At 68.1% G+C, this 17,533-nt stretch carries 16 protein-coding genes; 11 read left to right on the top strand and 5 right to left on the bottom strand.

All coding sequences use genetic code 11. The annotated features are described in order from the left end of the window. Window positions 1–47: 47 nt before the first annotated feature. Both VG502_RS09475 and VG502_RS09470 read left to right on the top strand, forming a co-directional pair. Window positions 48–1,091, top strand: coding sequence for a LacI family DNA-binding transcriptional regulator (locus tag VG502_RS09475; RefSeq protein WP_325549796.1), 1,044 nt, complete (start codon window positions 48–50; stop codon window positions 1,089–1,091). Further along, window positions 1,088–2,902, top strand: a complete 1,815-nt coding sequence (locus tag VG502_RS09470; RefSeq protein ID WP_325549795.1) for a glycoside hydrolase family 2 protein — start codon at window positions 1,088–1,090, stop codon at window positions 2,900–2,902. The genes VG502_RS09475 and VG502_RS09470 overlap by 4 nt, the downstream gene beginning before the upstream one ends. An 8-nt stretch (window positions 2,903–2,910) precedes the next feature. On the opposite strand, the gene VG502_RS09465 is transcribed toward VG502_RS09470, so the two are convergent. After that, a complete protein-coding gene (locus tag VG502_RS09465; RefSeq protein WP_325549794.1) occupies window positions 2,911–3,912 on the bottom strand; it encodes a bile acid:sodium symporter family protein in 1,002 nt (333 codons plus the stop codon). Between the two features lie 35 nt (window positions 3,913–3,947). Here VG502_RS09465 and VG502_RS09460 point away from each other — a divergent pair, with 35 nt between their 5' ends. The 9 genes from VG502_RS09460 (at window position 3,948) to VG502_RS09420 (ending at window position 13,503) form a co-directional block, all read left to right on the top strand. Next, the gene (locus VG502_RS09460) at window positions 3,948–4,532 is read left to right on the top strand and encodes a nucleotidyltransferase family protein (protein WP_325549793.1); all 585 of its coding nucleotides are present in this window, start codon (window positions 3,948–3,950) and stop codon (window positions 4,530–4,532) included. A 9-nt stretch (window positions 4,533–4,541) separates the two neighbouring features. Next, entirely contained in the window at window positions 4,542–5,414 is an 873-nt protein-coding gene (locus VG502_RS09455; protein WP_325549792.1) for an AAA family ATPase, read from the top strand. Beyond that, window positions 5,411–6,526, top strand: a complete 1,116-nt coding sequence (locus tag VG502_RS09450) for a vWA domain-containing protein (protein WP_325549791.1) — start codon at window positions 5,411–5,413, stop codon at window positions 6,524–6,526. The genes VG502_RS09455 and VG502_RS09450 overlap by 4 nt, the downstream gene beginning before the upstream one ends. Beyond that, a complete protein-coding gene (locus VG502_RS09445; RefSeq protein WP_325549790.1) occupies window positions 6,519–7,637 on the top strand; it encodes an XdhC family protein in 1,119 nt (372 codons plus the stop codon). The genes VG502_RS09450 and VG502_RS09445 overlap by 8 nt, the downstream gene beginning before the upstream one ends. 64 nt (window positions 7,638–7,701) lie before the next feature. Then, window positions 7,702–8,934, top strand: a complete 1,233-nt coding sequence (locus VG502_RS09440; RefSeq protein ID WP_325549789.1) for a sigma-54-dependent transcriptional regulator family protein — start codon at window positions 7,702–7,704, stop codon at window positions 8,932–8,934. 76 nt (window positions 8,935–9,010) lie between these two features. After that, window positions 9,011–9,496 (top strand): (2Fe-2S)-binding protein, encoded by a 486-nt coding sequence (locus tag VG502_RS09435; protein ID WP_325549788.1) that lies wholly within the window; start codon window positions 9,011–9,013, stop codon window positions 9,494–9,496. Next, window positions 9,493–11,910, top strand: coding sequence for a xanthine dehydrogenase family protein molybdopterin-binding subunit (locus VG502_RS09430; protein WP_325549787.1), 2,418 nt, complete (start codon window positions 9,493–9,495; stop codon window positions 11,908–11,910). Before VG502_RS09435 ends, VG502_RS09430 begins: the two co-directional genes overlap by 4 nt. Further along, on the top strand, window positions 11,907–12,764 hold the full coding sequence (locus tag VG502_RS09425; RefSeq protein ID WP_325549786.1) for an FAD binding domain-containing protein: 858 nt from the start codon (window positions 11,907–11,909) through the stop codon (window positions 12,762–12,764). Before VG502_RS09430 ends, VG502_RS09425 begins: the two co-directional genes overlap by 4 nt. Window positions 12,765–12,768: 4 nt before the next feature. Continuing rightward, window positions 12,769–13,503 (top strand): SRPBCC family protein, encoded by a 735-nt coding sequence (locus VG502_RS09420; protein WP_325549785.1) that lies wholly within the window; start codon window positions 12,769–12,771, stop codon window positions 13,501–13,503. A gap of 22 nt (window positions 13,504–13,525) precedes the next feature. Here the strand turns inward: VG502_RS09420 and VG502_RS09415 are convergent, their stop codons facing one another. From VG502_RS09415 to VG502_RS09400, 4 genes are all read right to left on the bottom strand, one after another. Beyond that, window positions 13,526–14,719, bottom strand: a complete 1,194-nt coding sequence (locus VG502_RS09415; protein ID WP_325549784.1) for an MFS transporter — start codon at window positions 14,717–14,719, stop codon at window positions 13,526–13,528. A 79-nt stretch (window positions 14,720–14,798) separates the two neighbouring features. Beyond that, window positions 14,799–15,812: a transketolase family protein gene (locus tag VG502_RS09410; protein ID WP_325549783.1), complete on the bottom strand. Its 1,014-nt coding sequence runs from the start codon at window positions 15,810–15,812 to the stop codon at window positions 14,799–14,801. Further along, a complete protein-coding gene (locus VG502_RS09405; protein ID WP_325549782.1) occupies window positions 15,809–16,693 on the bottom strand; it encodes a transketolase in 885 nt (294 codons plus the stop codon). The genes VG502_RS09410 and VG502_RS09405 overlap by 4 nt, the downstream gene beginning before the upstream one ends. Window positions 16,694–16,725: 32 nt before the next feature. After that, window positions 16,726–17,499: an SDR family NAD(P)-dependent oxidoreductase gene (locus tag VG502_RS09400; protein ID WP_325549781.1), complete on the bottom strand. Its 774-nt coding sequence runs from the start codon at window positions 17,497–17,499 to the stop codon at window positions 16,726–16,728. Window positions 17,500–17,533 lie beyond the last annotated feature (34 nt).

The following is a 17,533-nucleotide window of genomic DNA, read 5'->3' as shown; positions in this document are numbered from 1 at the left end:
TGCATCGTTGCATGCAACGATGCAAGGAATTCTGATACTTTCCTCGCGTGGCGGTCACTTTGCGGGATGTAGCGGCGCATGCGGGGGTTTCGGTGCGCACGGTTTCCAATGTCGTCAACGACTTCCCCCAAGTGGCGGCCGCCACGCGCGCGACCGTGCAGGCATCGATCGACGCATTGGGCTACCGCCCCAACAAGGTCGCGCGGCGGCTGCGTTCCGGCAGGACCGGTGTCGTCGGATTGCTGATACCGCGGCTGGCGGAGCACTACTTCGCCGAGCTCGCCGACGCCATCGTGACCGAGGCCCGTCAGGACGACCTGTCCGTCGTGATCGACCAGACCGACGGACGCCGTGACAGCGAGGTGTCCCCGCTGCGGCAGGGGTTGGAGGACGGACTCTGGGACGGCGCGATCGTCAGCCCGCTGAGCATGACGCGCGATGACCTGGCCCGGCACGCGGATGCGCCCCTGGTGGCACTCGGTGAGCACGGCGCGACCTTCGACCTGGCCTGGATCGGCACGGACAACGTGCAGGCCGCGCAGGATGCCACCGACTACCTGATCTCGTTGGGCCACAAGCAGATTGCGGTGGTGGGCCATCAGCACGGATTCGGCGGGGAAACCGGCTCGCTGCGCACCAAGGGCTATCGCGCGGCGATGCGTTCGGCCGGACTCAGCGTTCGGCGGGACTGGGTCGTGGCCCCCGGCGGTTACGGGCGGGTCGACGGGGCGAAGGCGGCCCATCAGCTGCTTGCGGCCAAGGTCCGCCCGGACGCGATCTTCTGCTTCAACGACGAGCTCGCCTTCGGTGTGCTGCACGCGCTGCATGCCGAGGGTGTTTCGGTGCCGGATGACATCGCGGTCATCGGCTGGGACGACCTGAGCGACGCGCAGTTCTCCGTGCCGGGTCTGACCTCGGTGAGTGTCGACCGCCACGCCGTCGCGCGTGCCGCACTCGATCAGCTGCTCCCACAGATCGCCGGACAGGACTCGTCCCACGACCACGTCGTGATCCCGCACCGCATCGCCATACGCGCCAGCACGGCCGGTGACGGTGTGCCCGACCACCCGCTTTCGAAAGGATCCCGTTGATACCCGACGACGCACCACAGGTGGCCTGCCCGCGTCCGGAGTACCCACGGCCGTCATTCCGCCGGTCAGAATGGCGAAACCTGAACGGGGAGTGGGGATTCGAGATCGACCAGGGCGACAGCGGGCTCGAGCGGGGACTGCTCACCACAGCTCTGCGTGACCGCATCACCGTTCCCTTCGCCCCCGAGTCCGAGCTCTCCGGCATCGGCAACACCGACTTCCTGGAGGCCGTTTGGTACCGCCGGGACATCCAGGTGCCGGAGGACTGGCGGGGCATGGACCTGCTGCTGCACGTCGGTGCCGCGGACTACGACACGACCGTGTGGGTGGACCAATTCGAGCGCGGACGGCACCGCGGGGGTTTCACCTCCTTCACCGTGCAGCTCGGATCAGCGGACGAATTCATCGCTGTCCCAAGGCAGGTCACCATCCGCTGCCGGGATTCGCATCGTGACCCGCAACCTCGCGGCAAGCAGACGCGCGATTTCGCGGGGTGGGCGGCGCACTACGGGCGCACGACGGGCATCTGGCAGACGGTCTGGCTGGAACCGGTGCCGAAGGCGCGGTTCGAACGACCACGGATCACCCCGGACGTCGGCGCCTCCGTGTTCCACCTCGAGCTGCCGATGCGTGGACGGACCGCCGGAATGCGTGTCGTCGCAGAGCTTCTCACCGATGGTGAGGTGGTGGACCGGGTGGAGCGCTCAGCCGGAAGCGACTTCACCACCATGCTGGACCTGACCGTGCCGGAAGCGCAGCGCAGGCTGTGGTCGCCGCAGGACCCCCATCTGTATGACGTGCGCCTGCAGCTGATCGCGGCCGACGGTACGCCGGTCGACGATGTGGAGTCGTATGCCGGACTGCGCTCGGTCGCCATCGATGGGCCGGCGGTGCTGCTCAACGGCGAACCCGTCTTCCAGCGGCTCGTGCTCGATCAGGGCTACTACCCGGACAGCCTGATGACGGCACCGTCCGACGAGGCGCTGATCGAGGACATCGAGCTGTCAATGGCGGCCGGTTTCAACGGTGCCCGGTTGCACCAGAAGGTCTTCGAGGAGCGCTTCCTCTTCCATGCCGACCGGCTCGGCTACCTGGTCTGGGGCGAGTTCGGCGACTGGGGCTGCCGGGAGCCCGGGCCGGCCACCGCGGACAACCAGCGCCCGGACGCGGCATACATCACCCAGTGGATCGAGGCGGTGCAGCGCGACTACAGCCACCCCAGCATCGTCGGGTGGTGCCCGCTGAACGAGACCTACCAGAACCGGCACGACCGGATCACCGCGCTGGATGACGTGACCCGGGGGATGTTCCTCGCAACCAAACTCGCCGACCGCACCCGCCCGGTGATCGACGCGTCCGGTTACGCGCACCGCGTCGACGAGACCGACATCTACGACTCCCACCTCTATGAGCAGGACCCGGCCAAGTTCGCCGCACTAATGGCGCCATTGGCCGAAGGGGCGCCATACAGCAACGAGGGCGGCCAGTGGTCCGTGCCGTATGGCGGACAGCCCTACTTCTGCAGCGAATTCGGCGGCATCTGGTGGAATCCGAACGCGCGGGAGGGAGACGCGTCGTGGGGCTACGGTCAGGCCGTGCGCAGTGAGGAGGAGGTCTATGAGCGATTCACCGGGCTCGTCGACGCACTGCTGGACGACCCGCTGATGTTCGGCTACTGCTACACGCAGCTCACCGATGTCTTCCAGGAACAGAACGGCATCTACTTCTTCGACCGGTCCGCGAAGCTCGACGTCGCACGCATCGCCGCTGCCCAGCGACGGCCGGCGGCGATCGAGTCCCGCGACGGGTGACCCTGCGCTCAGGCGGCGACCTTCGAGTCCTCTGGCTCGGCGGCATACCGGCCGGCCAGCCAGGAGCACATCATCAGCTGTACCTGGTGGAAGACCATCAGTGGCAGCACGATGATGCTCACGTGGTGTCCGGCGAAAAGGACTGCAGCCATGGGGAGTCCGCTGGCCAGGCTCTTCTTGGTGCCACAGAACTGCACCGTGATCCGGTCGGCGCGCCCGAAGCCGAGTCGCGCCGCCACCTGCCAGGTCAGCCACAGCATGACGACCACCAGCAGGATCGACAGCACGATCAGGATGCCGATCTGACCGGGGCTGACGGCATGCCAGATGCCGTCGCGCACACCCTTGCTGAACGCTGCATAGACGACGAGCACGATCGAGCCGCGGTCGACATACTTCAGTTTCGCCTTGTGCCCCTCGACCCAGGTGCCGACCAGCGGCCGAGCGAGCTGGCCGATGATGAACGGCGCGAGGATCTGCAGGCAGATGTCGACCATCGACTGCCCGTCGATCGAGATGCTGCCACCGCCGCCGATGATCCCGCTGCTGGTCATCGCGATCGCCAGCAGCGGTGTGAGCAGCACGCCGAGCAGGTTGGATGCCGACGCGCTGACGATCGCCCCTGCGACGTTCCCGCGTGCGATCGAGGTGAACGCGATCGAGGACTGGACGGTCGACGGCACCAGGGTCAGATAGAGGACTCCCGTGTAGAGGTCGCTGCTGAGCACATGGGGCTGCAGCACGCGCAGCGCGATCCCGACGATCGGGAAACAGACGAAGGTGAAGGCCAGGATCAGCAGGTGCAGTCGCCAGTGCTGCAGCCCGCGGATGGCCTCCTGTGGATGCATCCGGGCGCCATACAGGAAGAAGAGCAACGCGATCGCAGCAGTGACGATGTGGTCGAGTGTCGGCGCGAACGACGAACTCGCCGGGAACACACTGGCGATGACAACAGTGGCCAGGATGGCCAGGATGAAACCGTCGATGCGGAGCTTCTGGAGTGGATGCATATCCCGGTCACCCTAGTGCGGAGATACTGGCTTCCATGACGACCGCTGGAGTGGTGTTGGCCGCAGGCGCCGGTCGGCGCATGGGACGGCCGAAGGCGCTGGTCGACGGCTGGTTGCAGCATGCGATCGACACCCTCACCGGTTGCGACGAAGTCGTCGTGGTGCTCGGCGCGCAGGCGGAACGGGCGCGCACCCTGATCGTGGACCGCGACGTGCACGTCGTCGTCGCGCCGGACTGGGAGACCGGGATGGGTGCCTCGTTGCGGGCAGGCCTGAGCGTCATACCGGATGTGCTGCCCGATGCGACGCGATGCCTGCTCACGCTGGTCGACCTGCCCGACGTCGGCGCCGACGTCATACGACGGATGTTGGCGCAGCCGGAGCGCAGCGACGTCCTGGCGCGTGCGACGTATGACGCAGTGCCGGGCCACCCGGTGCTGTTGGGACGCGACCACTGGGCTGGGGCGATGGGCGGCGCCACCGGTGACCGCGGTGCGCGGGACTATCTACGGACGCACGGGACGGTTCCGGTCGAGTGTGGTGATCTCGCCACCGGCCGAGACGTCGACCGGGCGGACGGCACGGCCGGGCCAACCGCTCGCCAACCAATCGATGATTAGCCTGGAGCCATGGATTCACCGAGTGCGGTGGCGCACGCGCTGGAACAGACCGGCTACCTGAGCGATTCGGCACTGGCGACCGTCACGTTCCTGGCCGATCGGATGCAGCGGCCGCTGCTCCTCGAAGGGGAGCCGGGCACCGGCAAGACCGCGCTGGCCGAGGCGCTCGCACACATCCAGGGCGTGCCGCTGATCCGGCTGCAGTGTTACGAGGGCATCGACGCCAGCCAGGCGCTCTACGACTGGGACTTCCCCCGGCAGATCCTGCACCTGCGCACGCTCGAAGCGGCGACCAAGGACGGCTCACTCGATCCGGCCGAAGCCGAGAAGTCGCTCTTCGACGAGCGGTTCCTGCTTGCGCGGCCGGTGCTGCGTGCCCTGCGGGAGTCGCCCGCCGTGCTGCTGATCGACGAGGTCGACCGGGCCGACGACGAGTTCGAGGCGTTCCTGCTGGAGGTGTTGTCGACATGGGCCGTCAGCATCCCCGAGCTCGGGACCGTGGCCGCGGCCACGCCGCCCACGGTCGTGCTGACCTCCAACCGCACCCGTGAACTGCACGACGCGCTCAAGCGCCGCTGCCTCTACCACTGGATCGATCACCCCGGCCTCGAACGCGAGGTCGCGATCCTGCGCTCCCGCGAACCCGATGTGCCGAAAACTCTTGCCCGCCAAGTGGTTGAGATCGTGCAGGAGTTGCGCAACGAGCACCTCCTCAAGCCACCAGGCGTTGCCGAGACCCTCGACTGGGCGCGCGCGCTGCAGCGGCTCGGCGCCACCGAGCTCGATCTCGAGCAGGCTGCGGTCACACTCGGAGCGGTGGTGAAGTACCGCGAGGACACCGACCGGGTGAAGCACGTGTTGGATCGGATGCTGGCTCGATGAATATTTCGATCAACCACGATCCGGAGCACATCCTGTTGGGCTTCACGCGCGCGTTGCGCGGCGCCGGGGTACGGGTGACACAGGACCGCGCGACCAGTTTCCTGACGGCGAGCGCGATCGTCGGACTCGGCGATGCGGAGGCGGTGTATGTCGCCGGCCGGTCGACCCTGTGCTCCGGTCCGGACGACCTCGAGCGGTTCGACCGGGTCTTCGAGGCCTGGTTCGGTGACCGGTCCGAGCTGCCGCGCACCATCCCGCGAGAGCGGCCGCAGGAGGTCGCGGCACCGTTGCCGGTCAGCGACGACCCGGAGGACACCGGCGGCGAGGGACAGCCGGATGTCGTGCACGCTGCGGCATCGGAGACCGAGATCCTGCGACACCGGGACGTGGCCGCGATGGACGGCGCTCAGAAGGCGGTCCTGGACGCGATGATCCGGGCCCTGCGGCCGCGGGTGCCCACGCGACGTTCCTCGCGTCATACGCCGTGGCGCCGGGGTGAGGTCGATCTGCAACGGACGCTGCGCAGTTCGTTGCGGCTGATGGGGGAGCCGGGCCAGGTCCAACGCCGCCGGCGCGGCACCCAACCGCGCCGCGTCGTCCTGCTGGTCGACGTCTCCGCGAGCATGCGTCCGTATGCCGATGCCTTGTTGCGGCTCGCGCACACGCTCGTCCGGACCAGTGGCGCCGTCGAGGTCTTCACCCTCGGCACCCGGCTGACCCGGATCACCACGGCGCTGCGGGTCGCGGACCCGGACCGGGCGCTGGTGCGTGCGGGGGACGAGGTCCCGGACTGGGCCGGCGGCACCCGGCTGGGGGAGGCGCTCGAGGCGTTCCTGACCCGGTGGGGTGCACGGGGAATGGCGCGGGGCGCCGTCGTGGTTGTCTTCAGTGACGGCTGGGAGCGCGGCGACGCGCACCTGCTGGGCGAGCAGATGGCCCGACTGGCCCGGCTGGCGCACCGAGTGGTGTGGGTCAACCCGCATCGCGGCAAGGAGGGTTACGAGCCCGTGCAGCAGGGGATCGTGGCGGCCTTGCCGCATTGCAACGACTTCGTGGCCGGGCACTCGTTGCGTTCGTTCGAGCAGGTCCTGGAGGTGGTCGGCGATGCGTGAAGTGCTCAAAGAACTGATGGAGTGGTACGACGCGGGCGAGACCGTCGGCGTCGGCACGGTCGTGGCGACGTTCCGTTCGGCTCCGCGACCACCGGGTGCCTCGATGCTGGTCGGACCCGGTGGTGAGGCCGTCGGCTCGGTGTCCGGCGGCTGTGTCGAGGGCGCCGTCTACGAGTTGGCCGGTGAGGTCGTGGAGTCCGGGCAGCCGGTGCTGCAACGGTATGGCGTGTCCGATGACGATGCCTTCGCGGTCGGCCTCACCTGCGGCGGCATACTAGATGTGTATGTCGAAAAGGTCGACAAGACAACGTTTCCCGAGCTTCCGGCGGTCGCAGAGGACATCGCGCACGATCGACCGGTCGCGGTCGCCACGGTGGTCGAGCACCCGGACCCGTCCTGGCTCGGCAGGCGGATGGTGATCCGACCCGGGCAGCCGGCGGTCGGGCAGATCGGCAGTGACCGTGCCGACTCCGCGGTGGCCGACGACGCCGAGGGTTTGTTGGCGAGCGGGCGCAGTGCGACGTTGACCTACGGGCCCGACGGACAACGGCTCGAGGACGGGATGCGGGTCTTCGTGTCCGTCTTCGCTCCGCCGCCGCGGATGCTGGTCTTCGGTGCGATCGACTTCGCCGCCGCCGTCGCGAAGATCGGTTCGTTCCTCGGCTACCGCGTGACGGTGTGCGATGCCCGGCCGGTCTTCGCCACCACGTCGCGGTTCCCCGACGCCGACGAGGTGATCGTCGACTGGCCGCACCGTTACCTCACCGGCGAGGTCGAGGGCGGCCGGATCGACGGTCGCACCGTGATCGCCGTACTCACGCACGATCCGAAGTTCGACGTGCCGCTGCTGGAAGTAGCGCTCCGCGCGCCCGAGGTCGCCTACATCGGCGCGATGGGCTCGCGGCGGACGCACGAGGACCGCCTCACCCGGTTGCGCGAAATCGGTGTGGGCGAAGAGGAACTCGCGCGATTGTCCAGTCCGCTCGGGCTCGATCTCGGCGGCCGCACGCCCGAGGAGACGGCGATCAGCATCGCCGCGGAGATCATCGCCCGGCAGTGGGGCGGCAGCGGTGACAGCCTGGGCGAGCTCAGCGGACGAATCCACACCTGAACAGACCGGATTCGGGGCCCTCGCGGGATAGTGTGATGGTGATCACGTCGCCGGAGGTCACCCCATGAAGCAGTCCATCGGTTCGCTGCGCGACCGTCGTCTCGACGCGGTGCGCGCGTGGACCGCGTTCGTCACCGACGGTGACGACGCCGTCCGGGTGCGCCCGGAGATCCTGTCGAGCTGGCAACGGTCCGCGCAGGGCGCCGCACTGGACGTGTCCGTCGCACCGCTCGCGGACGAGCACGACACCGCTGCGTTCTGGCAGGACTCACCGTTGCAGGCAGCCGTGTCGACGGTCGAGCAGGAGTTGCGGCGCAGCGCCGAGGACGGCGATCTCGTCCTCGCAGTGACGGACACCCGGACCCGGATCCTGTGGACGTATGGCGGCCGGGTGATGCGCCGCAAGGCGGAGACCGTCAACTTCGTCGCCGGCGGGCGCTGGGATGACGCGAGCGTCGGCACCAACGCTCTGGACCTTGCCGGGCGACTCGATGCACCGGCGACCGTCTTTTCGGCAGAACACTTTTCGCCGATCGTGCACAACTGGGTCTGCTGGGCCGCGCCGGTCCACGACCCGGTGACCGGCGAGCGGCTGGGCGTCATCGACCTGTCGACGACGTGGGACCGCGCGCACCCGATCGGTCTGGCGACCGCGCGGATGATGGCGTGGATGATCGAGAGCGCTCTGCCCGACACCCGGCAGCATCCGCGGCACGGCATACCCGGCTCCGACCACGGCCTGGCACTGACGTTGCTGGGCGCGGCCGAGGCTCGTCTCGACGGCCAGCGGTTGCTGCTCAACCGTCGGCAGACCGAGATCCTCGCGCTGCTCGCCCTGCACCCCGAGGGACTTTCCCTCGAGCGCCTGCACGCGCTCCTGTACGGCGATGCCGCAGTGAGCGCGTCGACGCTGAAAGCCGAGGTTTCACACCTGCGTTCGACGCTCGGCGGTGCGATTTCGTCCCGTCCCTACCGGCTGATGTTGCCCGTGACGATCGACGTGGACGAGGTGCTGGAGCGGATCCGAAGGGGCCAGGTGCTGGCGGCTGTCGCGGCATACGGGGGTGACCTGATGCCGGGCACCGATTCGCCCGCGTTGTCGGAGCTGGCCGAGGTCGTCGCTGTCGCCGTGAGGGAGGCGTTGCTCGCCGACCCCGATCCCGATGCGGTGCTCGGCTACAGCGAGATCGCACCGTATGACGTGGAGGTTCTCGAGACCTGCCTGCGCCGGCTGGGACCCGCGCCGCACCGCGCGACACCGCTGCTGCGTGGACGCCTGGCGGCCGCTCGGCGCTAGCCAACCTTCGGCCAACCAGAGGAACCTAGGTTCAGGAGTGACGCCAGAAGTCTGCGTACTGCGAAGGGTGCCGAAGATGACAAAGATCGAACTCACCGTCGACGGGGGCAAGGTCTCCGAAGACGTCGAACCACGGATGCTGCTCGTGCAGTTCTTGCGCGAAAAGCTAGGTAAGACAGGCACTCTCATCGGTTGCGACACCAGCAACTGTGGTGCCTGCACCGTGCACCTGAACGGCCACGCCGTGAAGTCGTGCAACATGCTCGCCGTTCAGGCCGACGGCGCCGAGGTCACCACGATCGAGGGTCTCGCCGCAACGTATGACGGCGGCGAGCTGCACCCGATGCAGGCGGCGTTCCACGAGTGCCACGCCCTGCAGTGCGGCTTCTGCACACCGGGGATGATCATGCGTTCGGTCGACCTGCTGAACGAGAACCCCGACCCGAGCGAGGAAGAGATCCGCGAGGGCCTGGAAGGCAACCTGTGCCGGTGCACCGGCTACCACAACATCGTGCGCGCGGTGCAGACCGCGGCGGCTGCCGGGAAGGGAGCCCAGTCATGACTGTGACCGATGACCGTCCTGCTGCCGAGATCGGCAAGGACCGTCGACGCAAGGAGGACCGCCGGCTGATCACCGGCAGCAGCCGCTACACCGACAACATCGTGCTGCCCGGGATGCTGCACCTGGCGATGGTGCGCAGTCCCTTCGCGCACGCCAGGATCACCTCGATCGACGCGGCGGAGGCGAAACAGGCGACGAACGTCGTCGCCGTCTACACCGCCGCGGACCTGGATGAGTCGGTCGGCGCACTGATCAACGCCTGGCCGATCACGCCCGAGCAGAAGACACCGGTGCACGCGGTGCTGCCCGCCGACCGGGTCAGCTTCGCCGGCGAGATCGTCGCCGTCGTCGTTGCACGCAGCGCGGCAGCCGCACGCGATGCCGCCGAACTGGTCGATGTCGACTACGACGAGCTGCCGGCGGCGATCGACCTGAAGGATGCGGTTGCCGACAAGGTGCTGGCGCACCCGGACCTGGGCACGAACAAATCCGCGCTGTGGGTGTTCGACTCGGCCGAGGCGGGCACCGGCGGCAACGTCGAGGACGCGATCAGCCAGGCACGCGCCGACGGTGTCGTCATCGAGCGCGAGTTCCGCCAGAACCGGCTGATCCCGGCGTTCATGGAGCCACGATCGGTTGTCGTCGACCCCACCGGCGAGCAGCTGACGATGTGGTCGGCCACCCAGGTCCCGCACATCGTGCGCTTCGCACTCGCCGCGACGACGGGCGTGCCCGAGAGCAAGATCCGGGTGATCGCTCCGGACGTCGGCGGAGGCTTCGGCGGCAAGCTGCAGGTCACCCCCGAGGAGTGGCTGGCCTGGTGGATCGCCCGGCAACTGCACAAGCCGGTCAAGTACACCGAGACGCGCTCGGAGTCGATGGTCGCAGCCCATCACGGCCGCGACCAGTGGCAGAAGCTCACTCTCGCGGCGACCAAGGAGGGCAAGGTCACCGGCCTCAAGGTCGAGCTGACTGCGGATCTCGGGTCGTACGTCGCGATCGTCGGCGGTGGCGTGCCCGTGCTCGGTGCGTTCATGTACAACGCGATCTACAAGATCCCGGCATACCACTTCGCCTGCCAGACGGTGCTGACCAACAAGACCTGGACCGACGCCTACCGCGGTGCCGGGCGGCCGGAGGCCACCTTCGCGATCGAGCGGTTGATGAGCGAGCTGGCCAACGAGCTGGGCATGGACCCGCTCGAGCTGCGGGAGAAGAACTGGATCAAGCACGAGGAGTTCCCGTTCACCACGGTCGCCGGGCTCGAATACGACTCCGGCAACTACGAGAACGCGACCGCGCAGGCCAAGGACTTCTTCGGGTATGACGACCTGCGCGCGGAGCAGGCTCGCCGCCGGGAGGCCGGTGACCCGGTGCAGCTGGGCATCGGCGTCTCGACCTTCACCGAGATGTGCGGTCTGGCTCCGTCCCGTGTGCTCGGATCGCTCGACTACGGCGCGGGCGGCTGGGAACACGCGTCGGTGCGGATGCTGGCGACCGGCAAGGTCGAGGTGGTGACGGGCACCAGTGCACACGGCCAGGGTCACGAGACGGCGTTCAGCCAGATCGTCGCGGACCGGCTCGGTGTCCCGTTCGAGGACGTCGAGATCCTGCACGGTGACACCCAGGTGTCCGTCAAGGGCCTGGACACCTACGGCTCACGGTCTCTTGTCGTCGGCGGTGAGGCACTCGTGCGTGCCGCCGACAAGGTGGTGGAGAAGGCCAAGCCGGTTGCGGCACACCTGCTGGAGGCCTCGACGGACGACATCGAGTTCGCCGCCGGCCAGTTCAAGGTCAAGGGCACGGACGCCGGACTGTCCATCCAGGAGGTCGCCGGTGCGGTCTTCACCGCCCACAACCTGCCGGACGGGATGGAGCCGTCGATCGACGCCGAGGCGACATACGACCCGATCAACTTCAACTATCCGCACGGCACGCACCTGTGCGCCGTCGAGGTCGACACCGAGACCGGTCAGGTCAAGCTGCGCAAATACACCTGCGTCGACGATGTCGGCAACATCGTCAATCCGCTGATCGTCGAGGGCCAGGTGCACGGCGGCCTGGTGCAGGGCATCGCGCAGGCGCTCTTCGAGGACGCCGTCTTCGACGAGCAGGGCACTCTGGTGTCCGGGTCGTTCGTCGACTACCTGGTGCCCAGTGCGGCCGACCTGATCAGCTTCGACACGCACAGCGCATCGACGCCGGCAACGACGAACACGTTGGGCACCAAGGGAGTTGGTGAGGCGGGCACCATCGCCTCGACGCCGGCCGTCGTCAACGCAGTGCTCGACGCCGTGCGACAGTTCGGCGTCAAGGACATCGTCATGCCGTGCTCACCGGCACGGGTCTACTCGGCCATCGCGGCCGGTCGAGCCGGCGATACCGGCTCCGGAACGGAAGGAGCGGGTCAATGATCCCGGCAGCATTCGACTACGCGGCGCCCGCGAGCGTCGAGGAGGCGCTCGCGCTCCTCGCCGAGCACGGTGACGACGCGAAGATCATCGCCGGCGGGCAATCCCTGCTGCCTGTCCTGCGGTTGCGGCTCAACGCACCCGAGTTCGTCATCGACCTCGGCAAGATCGACGCGTTGCGCGGGATCCGTGAGGACGGCGACGCACTGGTCATCGGTGCGATGACCACGCACACGGAAGTGGCCAAGGACCCGCTCGTCGCGCAGCACGCGGCACTGATCGGCAAGGCGGTTGCCACGGTGGCGGACGCACAGGTGCGCAACCGCGGCACCTTCGGCGGTGCACTCGCGCACGCCGATCCCGCGGGCGACGTCGGTGCGCCGGCGCTCGCGCTCGGTGCGCAGTTCGTCATCGCCGGCCAGGGTGGCTCCACCCGCACCGTCGAGGCAGCGGACTTCTTCGTCGATCTCTTCGAGACCGCGATCGCCGAGGACGAGCTGTTGACCGAGGTGCGGATCCCCAAGCACACGGGCTGGGGCGGACATTACGAGAAGTTCGTGCGGATCGCGCAGCAGTGGTCGATCGTCGCCGTTGCGGCCGCGGTCCGTTCCGAGGGTGGCACCATCGCCGAGGCTCGGGTGGCGCTGACCAACATGGGCTCCACGCCGATCCGGGCGACCTCGGTGGAGCAGGCGCTGCAGGGAAAGCCGGCGACCGACGATGCAGTGCGCGCGGCGGTCTCTGCGGTCGCCGATGGCACGAACCCGCCCACCGACCTCAACGGCGACGCCGACTACCGCAAGCACCTGGCCGAGGTGCTGACGCGTCGCGCCGTGCTCACCGCTGCGACAGGATGACCACATGGATCTGAAACATTCGTTCACCGTGCCCGCGAGCATCGACGAGACCTGGGCCGCGTTCCAGGACATCGAGTCGGTCGCCGAATGCTTCCCGGGCGCGCAGATCACCTCGGCCGAAGTCGACAGGTTCGAGGGCACCGTCAAGGTGAAGCTCGGCCCGATCGCGTTGGTCTACAAGGGCACCGGGACGTTCACCGAGCGTGATGAGTCCGCCCACCGGATGGTGATCGACGCCAAGGGCAAGGACAAGCGCGGCAATGGCACGGCCGGTGCGCTGGTGACGGCCACGATGGCGGCGGGCGACGGCGGCACCACAGTGGACGTCGTCACCGACCTGGCGATCACCGGCAAGCCGGCGCAGTTCGGTCGGGGCGTCATCCAGGACGTCTCGGACAAGTTGCTGCGGCAATTCGTCGACTGCCTGCAGACGAAGGTCGGGTCGGGCGACGCTGCGGACGAAGCGGGCGCCCCGGCGCCGGCGGAGGCACCGGAGTCCACTGCTGTTCCCGTCGCATCGGCCGCCGCGTCCCCGAGTGCACCGACCCCGGAGCCGGCAGCCCCGCCGACGCCGGCACCCAGGGCGGCGGCCGCTCCCACCACGACCGAGGACGACTCACTCGATCTCGGTGCCGCGGTCCTTCCGGTGTTGGCGAAGGCCTACTGGAAGCAACTGGTCGCAGCGGTGACCGGGCTCGCAGTGATCACCGCACTCGTCAGGAGGTTGCGGCGCCACTGACCGGTGCGCGAACTCCGCCGAGCTACGCGGCGCGCACGACCATCGTGTCGCGCACTGCGATCCAGGCTGCCGCCGCGCAGCCGGCGAGTATGGCGGTGACGGTGAAAGCCGTGGGGAATCCCCACTCCTGGGCGAGGAACCCTCCGGCGACGGGTCCGATCACGGTGCCCATGTCCTGGCTCATCTGGTAGGTCACCAACACGGGCCCACCACGACCGTGCCCGAACATGATGTCGGCCAGCGCAGCCTGCTGGGACGGGCTCACCATGCCGGTGCCCAGGCCAGCGACCAGGGTGGACGCGAACGCGATACCCACCGAATGTGTCAGGGCGAGGGTGAGTGTCGCCAACGCCAGCACGATCATGCCGACGATGATCAGCGGTCGGCGGCCGATCCGGTCGGACAACCGGCCCGCGGGCATCATCGCCAGGACGTCACCACAGGCGTATGTCGCGAGGGCGAGCCCGGCAACACCGTTGGGCTGCTTGAGCACGATGGCGAAGTACAGCGGGACCAGTGACACACGCATCGCGTAGACCCAGCCGAAGATCGCCGCGGTGGCGACCGCTGACCGGTAGGCACCGAGCCGCATCGCGGACGCGAGCGGCATCACCGCCACACTGGCGTTCTCGTCGATCGTCGCGAGGGTGCTGTCCCGCAACTGCAGGTGCACGACTGCGATCGCCCCGAAGAGTGCCACGGCATACACGACGAACGGCACCCGCAGGCCGAAGCCGACCAGCGCACCGCCGAGCAGGGGACCGGTGATGCTGCCCAGCACGAAACTCGACGAGTAGAGCCCGGACACGCGACCACGGATGGCGGGCGGTGAGATCCGGATCATCAGACCCATCGCCGACACCGAGAACATCACCGACCCGATGCCGCCGAGGCCCCTGAAAAGCATGAGCTGCCAATAGCTTTGGGCGAACGCGGACGCGAGGGTCGACAGGGCGACGATGAGCAGCCCAAGGAGATACATCGGCCGTTCGCCGAAGCGATTGACCAGTCGGCCGGTGCTCGGCGCGAAGACCAGCCGCATGATGGCGAAGGCCGACACGATGGCGGACGCCGCCGTGACCCCGACATTGAAGCTGCGGGCGAATTCCGGAAGGGCCGGCGCGACGACGCCATACCCGAGGGCGATCACGAAGCTCGCCGACACCATGACCCAGACCTCGCGCGGCATGGTCGGCGTGGCGGTCTTCTGAGTCATGTCACGACCATTATGTCGTGTCGCGTCGGTCAGCAGCGGCGCACGGGGGAGAGCGCCCCCGTGCGCCGGGCCGCGGACGTCACTGGTTCCGGTGTAACTGCTCCCGGACGCGGCGCACGATTGAGTCGACCGACAGGCCGTACCGCTCGTGGAGGGTGGGCAGCGCACCGGCGGCCAGGAACTCGTCCGGCAGGCCGATCGCGCTGACCTGCTTGCCGATCCCGCGACGCACGAGGGCGGCCGCGACGCTCTCGAAGAGTCCGCCGACCACGGTGTGGTTCTCCAGCGTGAACGCCGGGCGTGCCGTCGAGACCGCAGCAACCACAGTCTCTTCGTCGAACGGCTTGATGGTCGGGCAGTGCACGACGGACACCTCGATGCCCAGCTTCGACAGCTGCTCCGCCGCGAGCAGTCCGCGCATGGTCATCAGTCCGGAGCTGACGAACACTGCGTCGTCGCCGGGGCGCACCACCTTTGCCTTGCCGAGCTCGAACGTGTAGTCGTAGTCGTCCAGGATCCGTGGCACGGCGCCACGCAGCAGCCGCGTGTAGGTCGTGCCCGGGGTGGCGGCCAGTTGCGGCACTGCCTGCTCCAGGTCGACGGCGTCACACGGATCGATGATGGTCAGGCCCGGCATACCGCGCAGGATCGCGATGTCCTCGGTCGCCTGGTGGCTCGGCCCGTATCCCGTGGTGAGACCGGGCAGCGCCGCCACGATGTTGACGTTCAGGCCGGGTTCGGCCATGTCCAGGCAGATGAAGTCGTACGCGCGGCGGGTGGCGAAGACCGAGTACGTCGATGCGAAGGGCACCAGGCCCACTTCCGCCATACCCGCGGCCGCCATCATCAGCGACTGTTCGGCCATACCCATCTGGAAGAAGCGTTCCGGGAACGCGTCGCGGAAGACGTGCAGATCGGTGTATTTCGCCAGGTCCGCGGACAGCCCGACGATCCGGTCGTCCGCCTGTCCTGCCTTGACCAGCGCCTCGCCGAACGGCGCCTTCGTCGTGCGCACCCCCGGGTCCGCGATGGACGCGATCATCGCCGCGGACCGCTGCGGCGCTGCCGTCTTCTCCTGTGTCGTGACGCTCATCGCGCGAGGCTCCCTTCGTATCCGGCCTGCAGCTGGTCCATGCACAGCGGCCATTCGTCCTGGTCGATCTTCATGAAGTGCAACTTCTCCCGGCTCTCCAGCATCGGAACTCCCTTGCCCACTGTTGTGTCGCAGAGGATGACGTGGGGCTGGCCGGTCGATGTCGCGTCCGCGAGTGCCGCGTCGACGGCGCTGATGAGCGCCGCCACGTCGTTGCCGTCGACCCGCTGCGTGTGCCAGCCGAAGGACCGCCAGCGCTCCTCCTGCGACCCGATGTCCAGCACCTGCTGGGTGGGTCCATCGGCCTGGATCCCGTTGAGGTCGACGAACGCGACGAGGTTGCCGAGCTGCCAACTGGCCGCGCTCATCGCCGCCTCCCAGGTGGATCCCTCGTTCAGCTCGCCGTCACCGAAGAGGGTGAAGACCCGCTGGTCGTGTCGTCCCTGGGCGCGCAGCCCGAGGCACATGCCCACACCGAGCCCGAGACCGTGGCCGAGCGACCCACCGGAGATCTCGGCACCGGGTGTATAGGTGGACATCGCCGACATCGGCAGTCGCGAGTCGTCCGCGGCATACGTGGTCAGTTCCTCGCGAGGTATGACGCCGGCCTCGGCCAACGCCGCGTAGAGCAGCAGCGCGTAGTGCCCGACGGACAACAGGAACCGGTCGCGGTCCGCCCACTCGGGGTCGGCTGCCCGGAAACGCAGCGTGTCCGCGTAGAGCACCGCGAGGATGTCGGCCGCGCCGAGCGCCTGACCGACGTAGCCCTCGCCCTGTGCCGCGCCCTCCTCGAGCACTCCCCGCCGGATGCGGTATGCCGCGTCGGTGCACGTGCTGATTCGTTCAGCGAGACTGGTGCTCGCGAATGTGGTTGCAGTCATGAGGTTTTCCCTTCTGTTCCGGTCGGCCCGCGTCAGCTGATGTAGGCGCCACCGTTGATGCTCTGGGTGGTCCCGGTGATGTATCCCGCGTCCGCACTGGACAGCCACACGTAGAGCGCAGCGATCTCATCGGGCGAGGCCTGCCGGCGAAGCGGCACCGCCTGCGAGAGCTTCGCTTCGTTCTCCGCGTCGGAGCCGACCCGGATATCGGTGTCGACCACGCCCGGGGCGATCGCGTTGACGGTGATGCCGTGAACCGCGAGCTCGCGTGCCAACCCCTTGGTGAACCCGATGACCCCGGCCTTCGCGGCGGCATACGCAGTCTTGGAGAAGACACCACCGCCATGCTGGGCGGTCACCGACGACATGTTGACGATCCGGCCGTAGCCACCGTCGACCATGGCCGGCACGAACGCCTTGCTGGTCAGGAAGCAGCCGGTGAGGTTGACGGCGATGACCTTGTTCCACTCCTCGAGGGTCAGGTCCTCGAAGGATGAGGGGGAGGGGATGCCGGCCACGTTGGCGAGTGCACCGACCGCGGGTAGGTCTGCCGCGGCGATCGCCGCGGCTGCCTGCTGCAGCGAGTCGGGCGAGGTGACGTCGCAACTGACGCCGAAGGCCGGCACGTCGTACTCGGCCTGAATTGTCTTGACGGACAACGCAACTGCGGCGTCATCCAGGTCGAGCAGTGCGACGGCCCAACCCTCGCGGGCGAATCGTCTTGCGGTTGCCAGGCCGATGCCGCGCGGTGAGCCGGCGCCGGTGATGACCGCGGTCCGTTGTTCGTCGGGTGTGCTGAGGTTCATGGTTTTGTTCCTTGTCAAGTGTTGATTGTTAACA

This window comes from Flexivirga sp. (assembly GCF_035551235.1).
Lineage (GTDB): Bacteria > Actinomycetota > Actinomycetes > Actinomycetales > Dermatophilaceae > Flexivirga.
Note: the sequence above shows the minus strand (reverse complement) of the source record. Positions and strands in the feature narration are given on the sequence as shown.

Coding starts and splice junctions, on each gene's coding strand:
- VG502_RS09435 (WP_325549788.1), top strand. CDS start 9,011: ATGACAAAGATCGAACTCACCGTCGACGGGGGCAAGGTCTCCGAAGAC.
- VG502_RS09400 (WP_325549781.1), bottom strand. CDS start 17,499: ATGAACCTCAGCACACCCGACGAACAACGGACCGCGGTCATCACCGGC.
- VG502_RS09415 (WP_325549784.1), bottom strand. CDS start 14,719: ATGACTCAGAAGACCGCCACGCCGACCATGCCGCGCGAGGTCTGGGTC.
- VG502_RS09450 (WP_325549791.1), top strand. CDS start 5,411: ATGAATATTTCGATCAACCACGATCCGGAGCACATCCTGTTGGGCTTC.
- VG502_RS09445 (WP_325549790.1), top strand. CDS start 6,519: ATGCGTGAAGTGCTCAAAGAACTGATGGAGTGGTACGACGCGGGCGAG.
- VG502_RS09405 (WP_325549782.1), bottom strand. CDS start 16,693: ATGACTGCAACCACATTCGCGAGCACCAGTCTCGCTGAACGAATCAGC.
- VG502_RS09455 (WP_325549792.1), top strand. CDS start 4,542: ATGGATTCACCGAGTGCGGTGGCGCACGCGCTGGAACAGACCGGCTAC.
- VG502_RS09425 (WP_325549786.1), top strand. CDS start 11,907: ATGATCCCGGCAGCATTCGACTACGCGGCGCCCGCGAGCGTCGAGGAG.
- VG502_RS09420 (WP_325549785.1), top strand. CDS start 12,769: ATGGATCTGAAACATTCGTTCACCGTGCCCGCGAGCATCGACGAGACC.
- VG502_RS09410 (WP_325549783.1), bottom strand. CDS start 15,812: ATGAGCGTCACGACACAGGAGAAGACGGCAGCGCCGCAGCGGTCCGCG.
- VG502_RS09460 (WP_325549793.1), top strand. CDS start 3,948: ATGACGACCGCTGGAGTGGTGTTGGCCGCAGGCGCCGGTCGGCGCATG.
- VG502_RS09465 (WP_325549794.1), bottom strand. CDS start 3,912: ATGCATCCACTCCAGAAGCTCCGCATCGACGGTTTCATCCTGGCCATC.
- VG502_RS09440 (WP_325549789.1), top strand. CDS start 7,702: ATGAAGCAGTCCATCGGTTCGCTGCGCGACCGTCGTCTCGACGCGGTG.
- VG502_RS09430 (WP_325549787.1), top strand. CDS start 9,493: ATGACTGTGACCGATGACCGTCCTGCTGCCGAGATCGGCAAGGACCGT.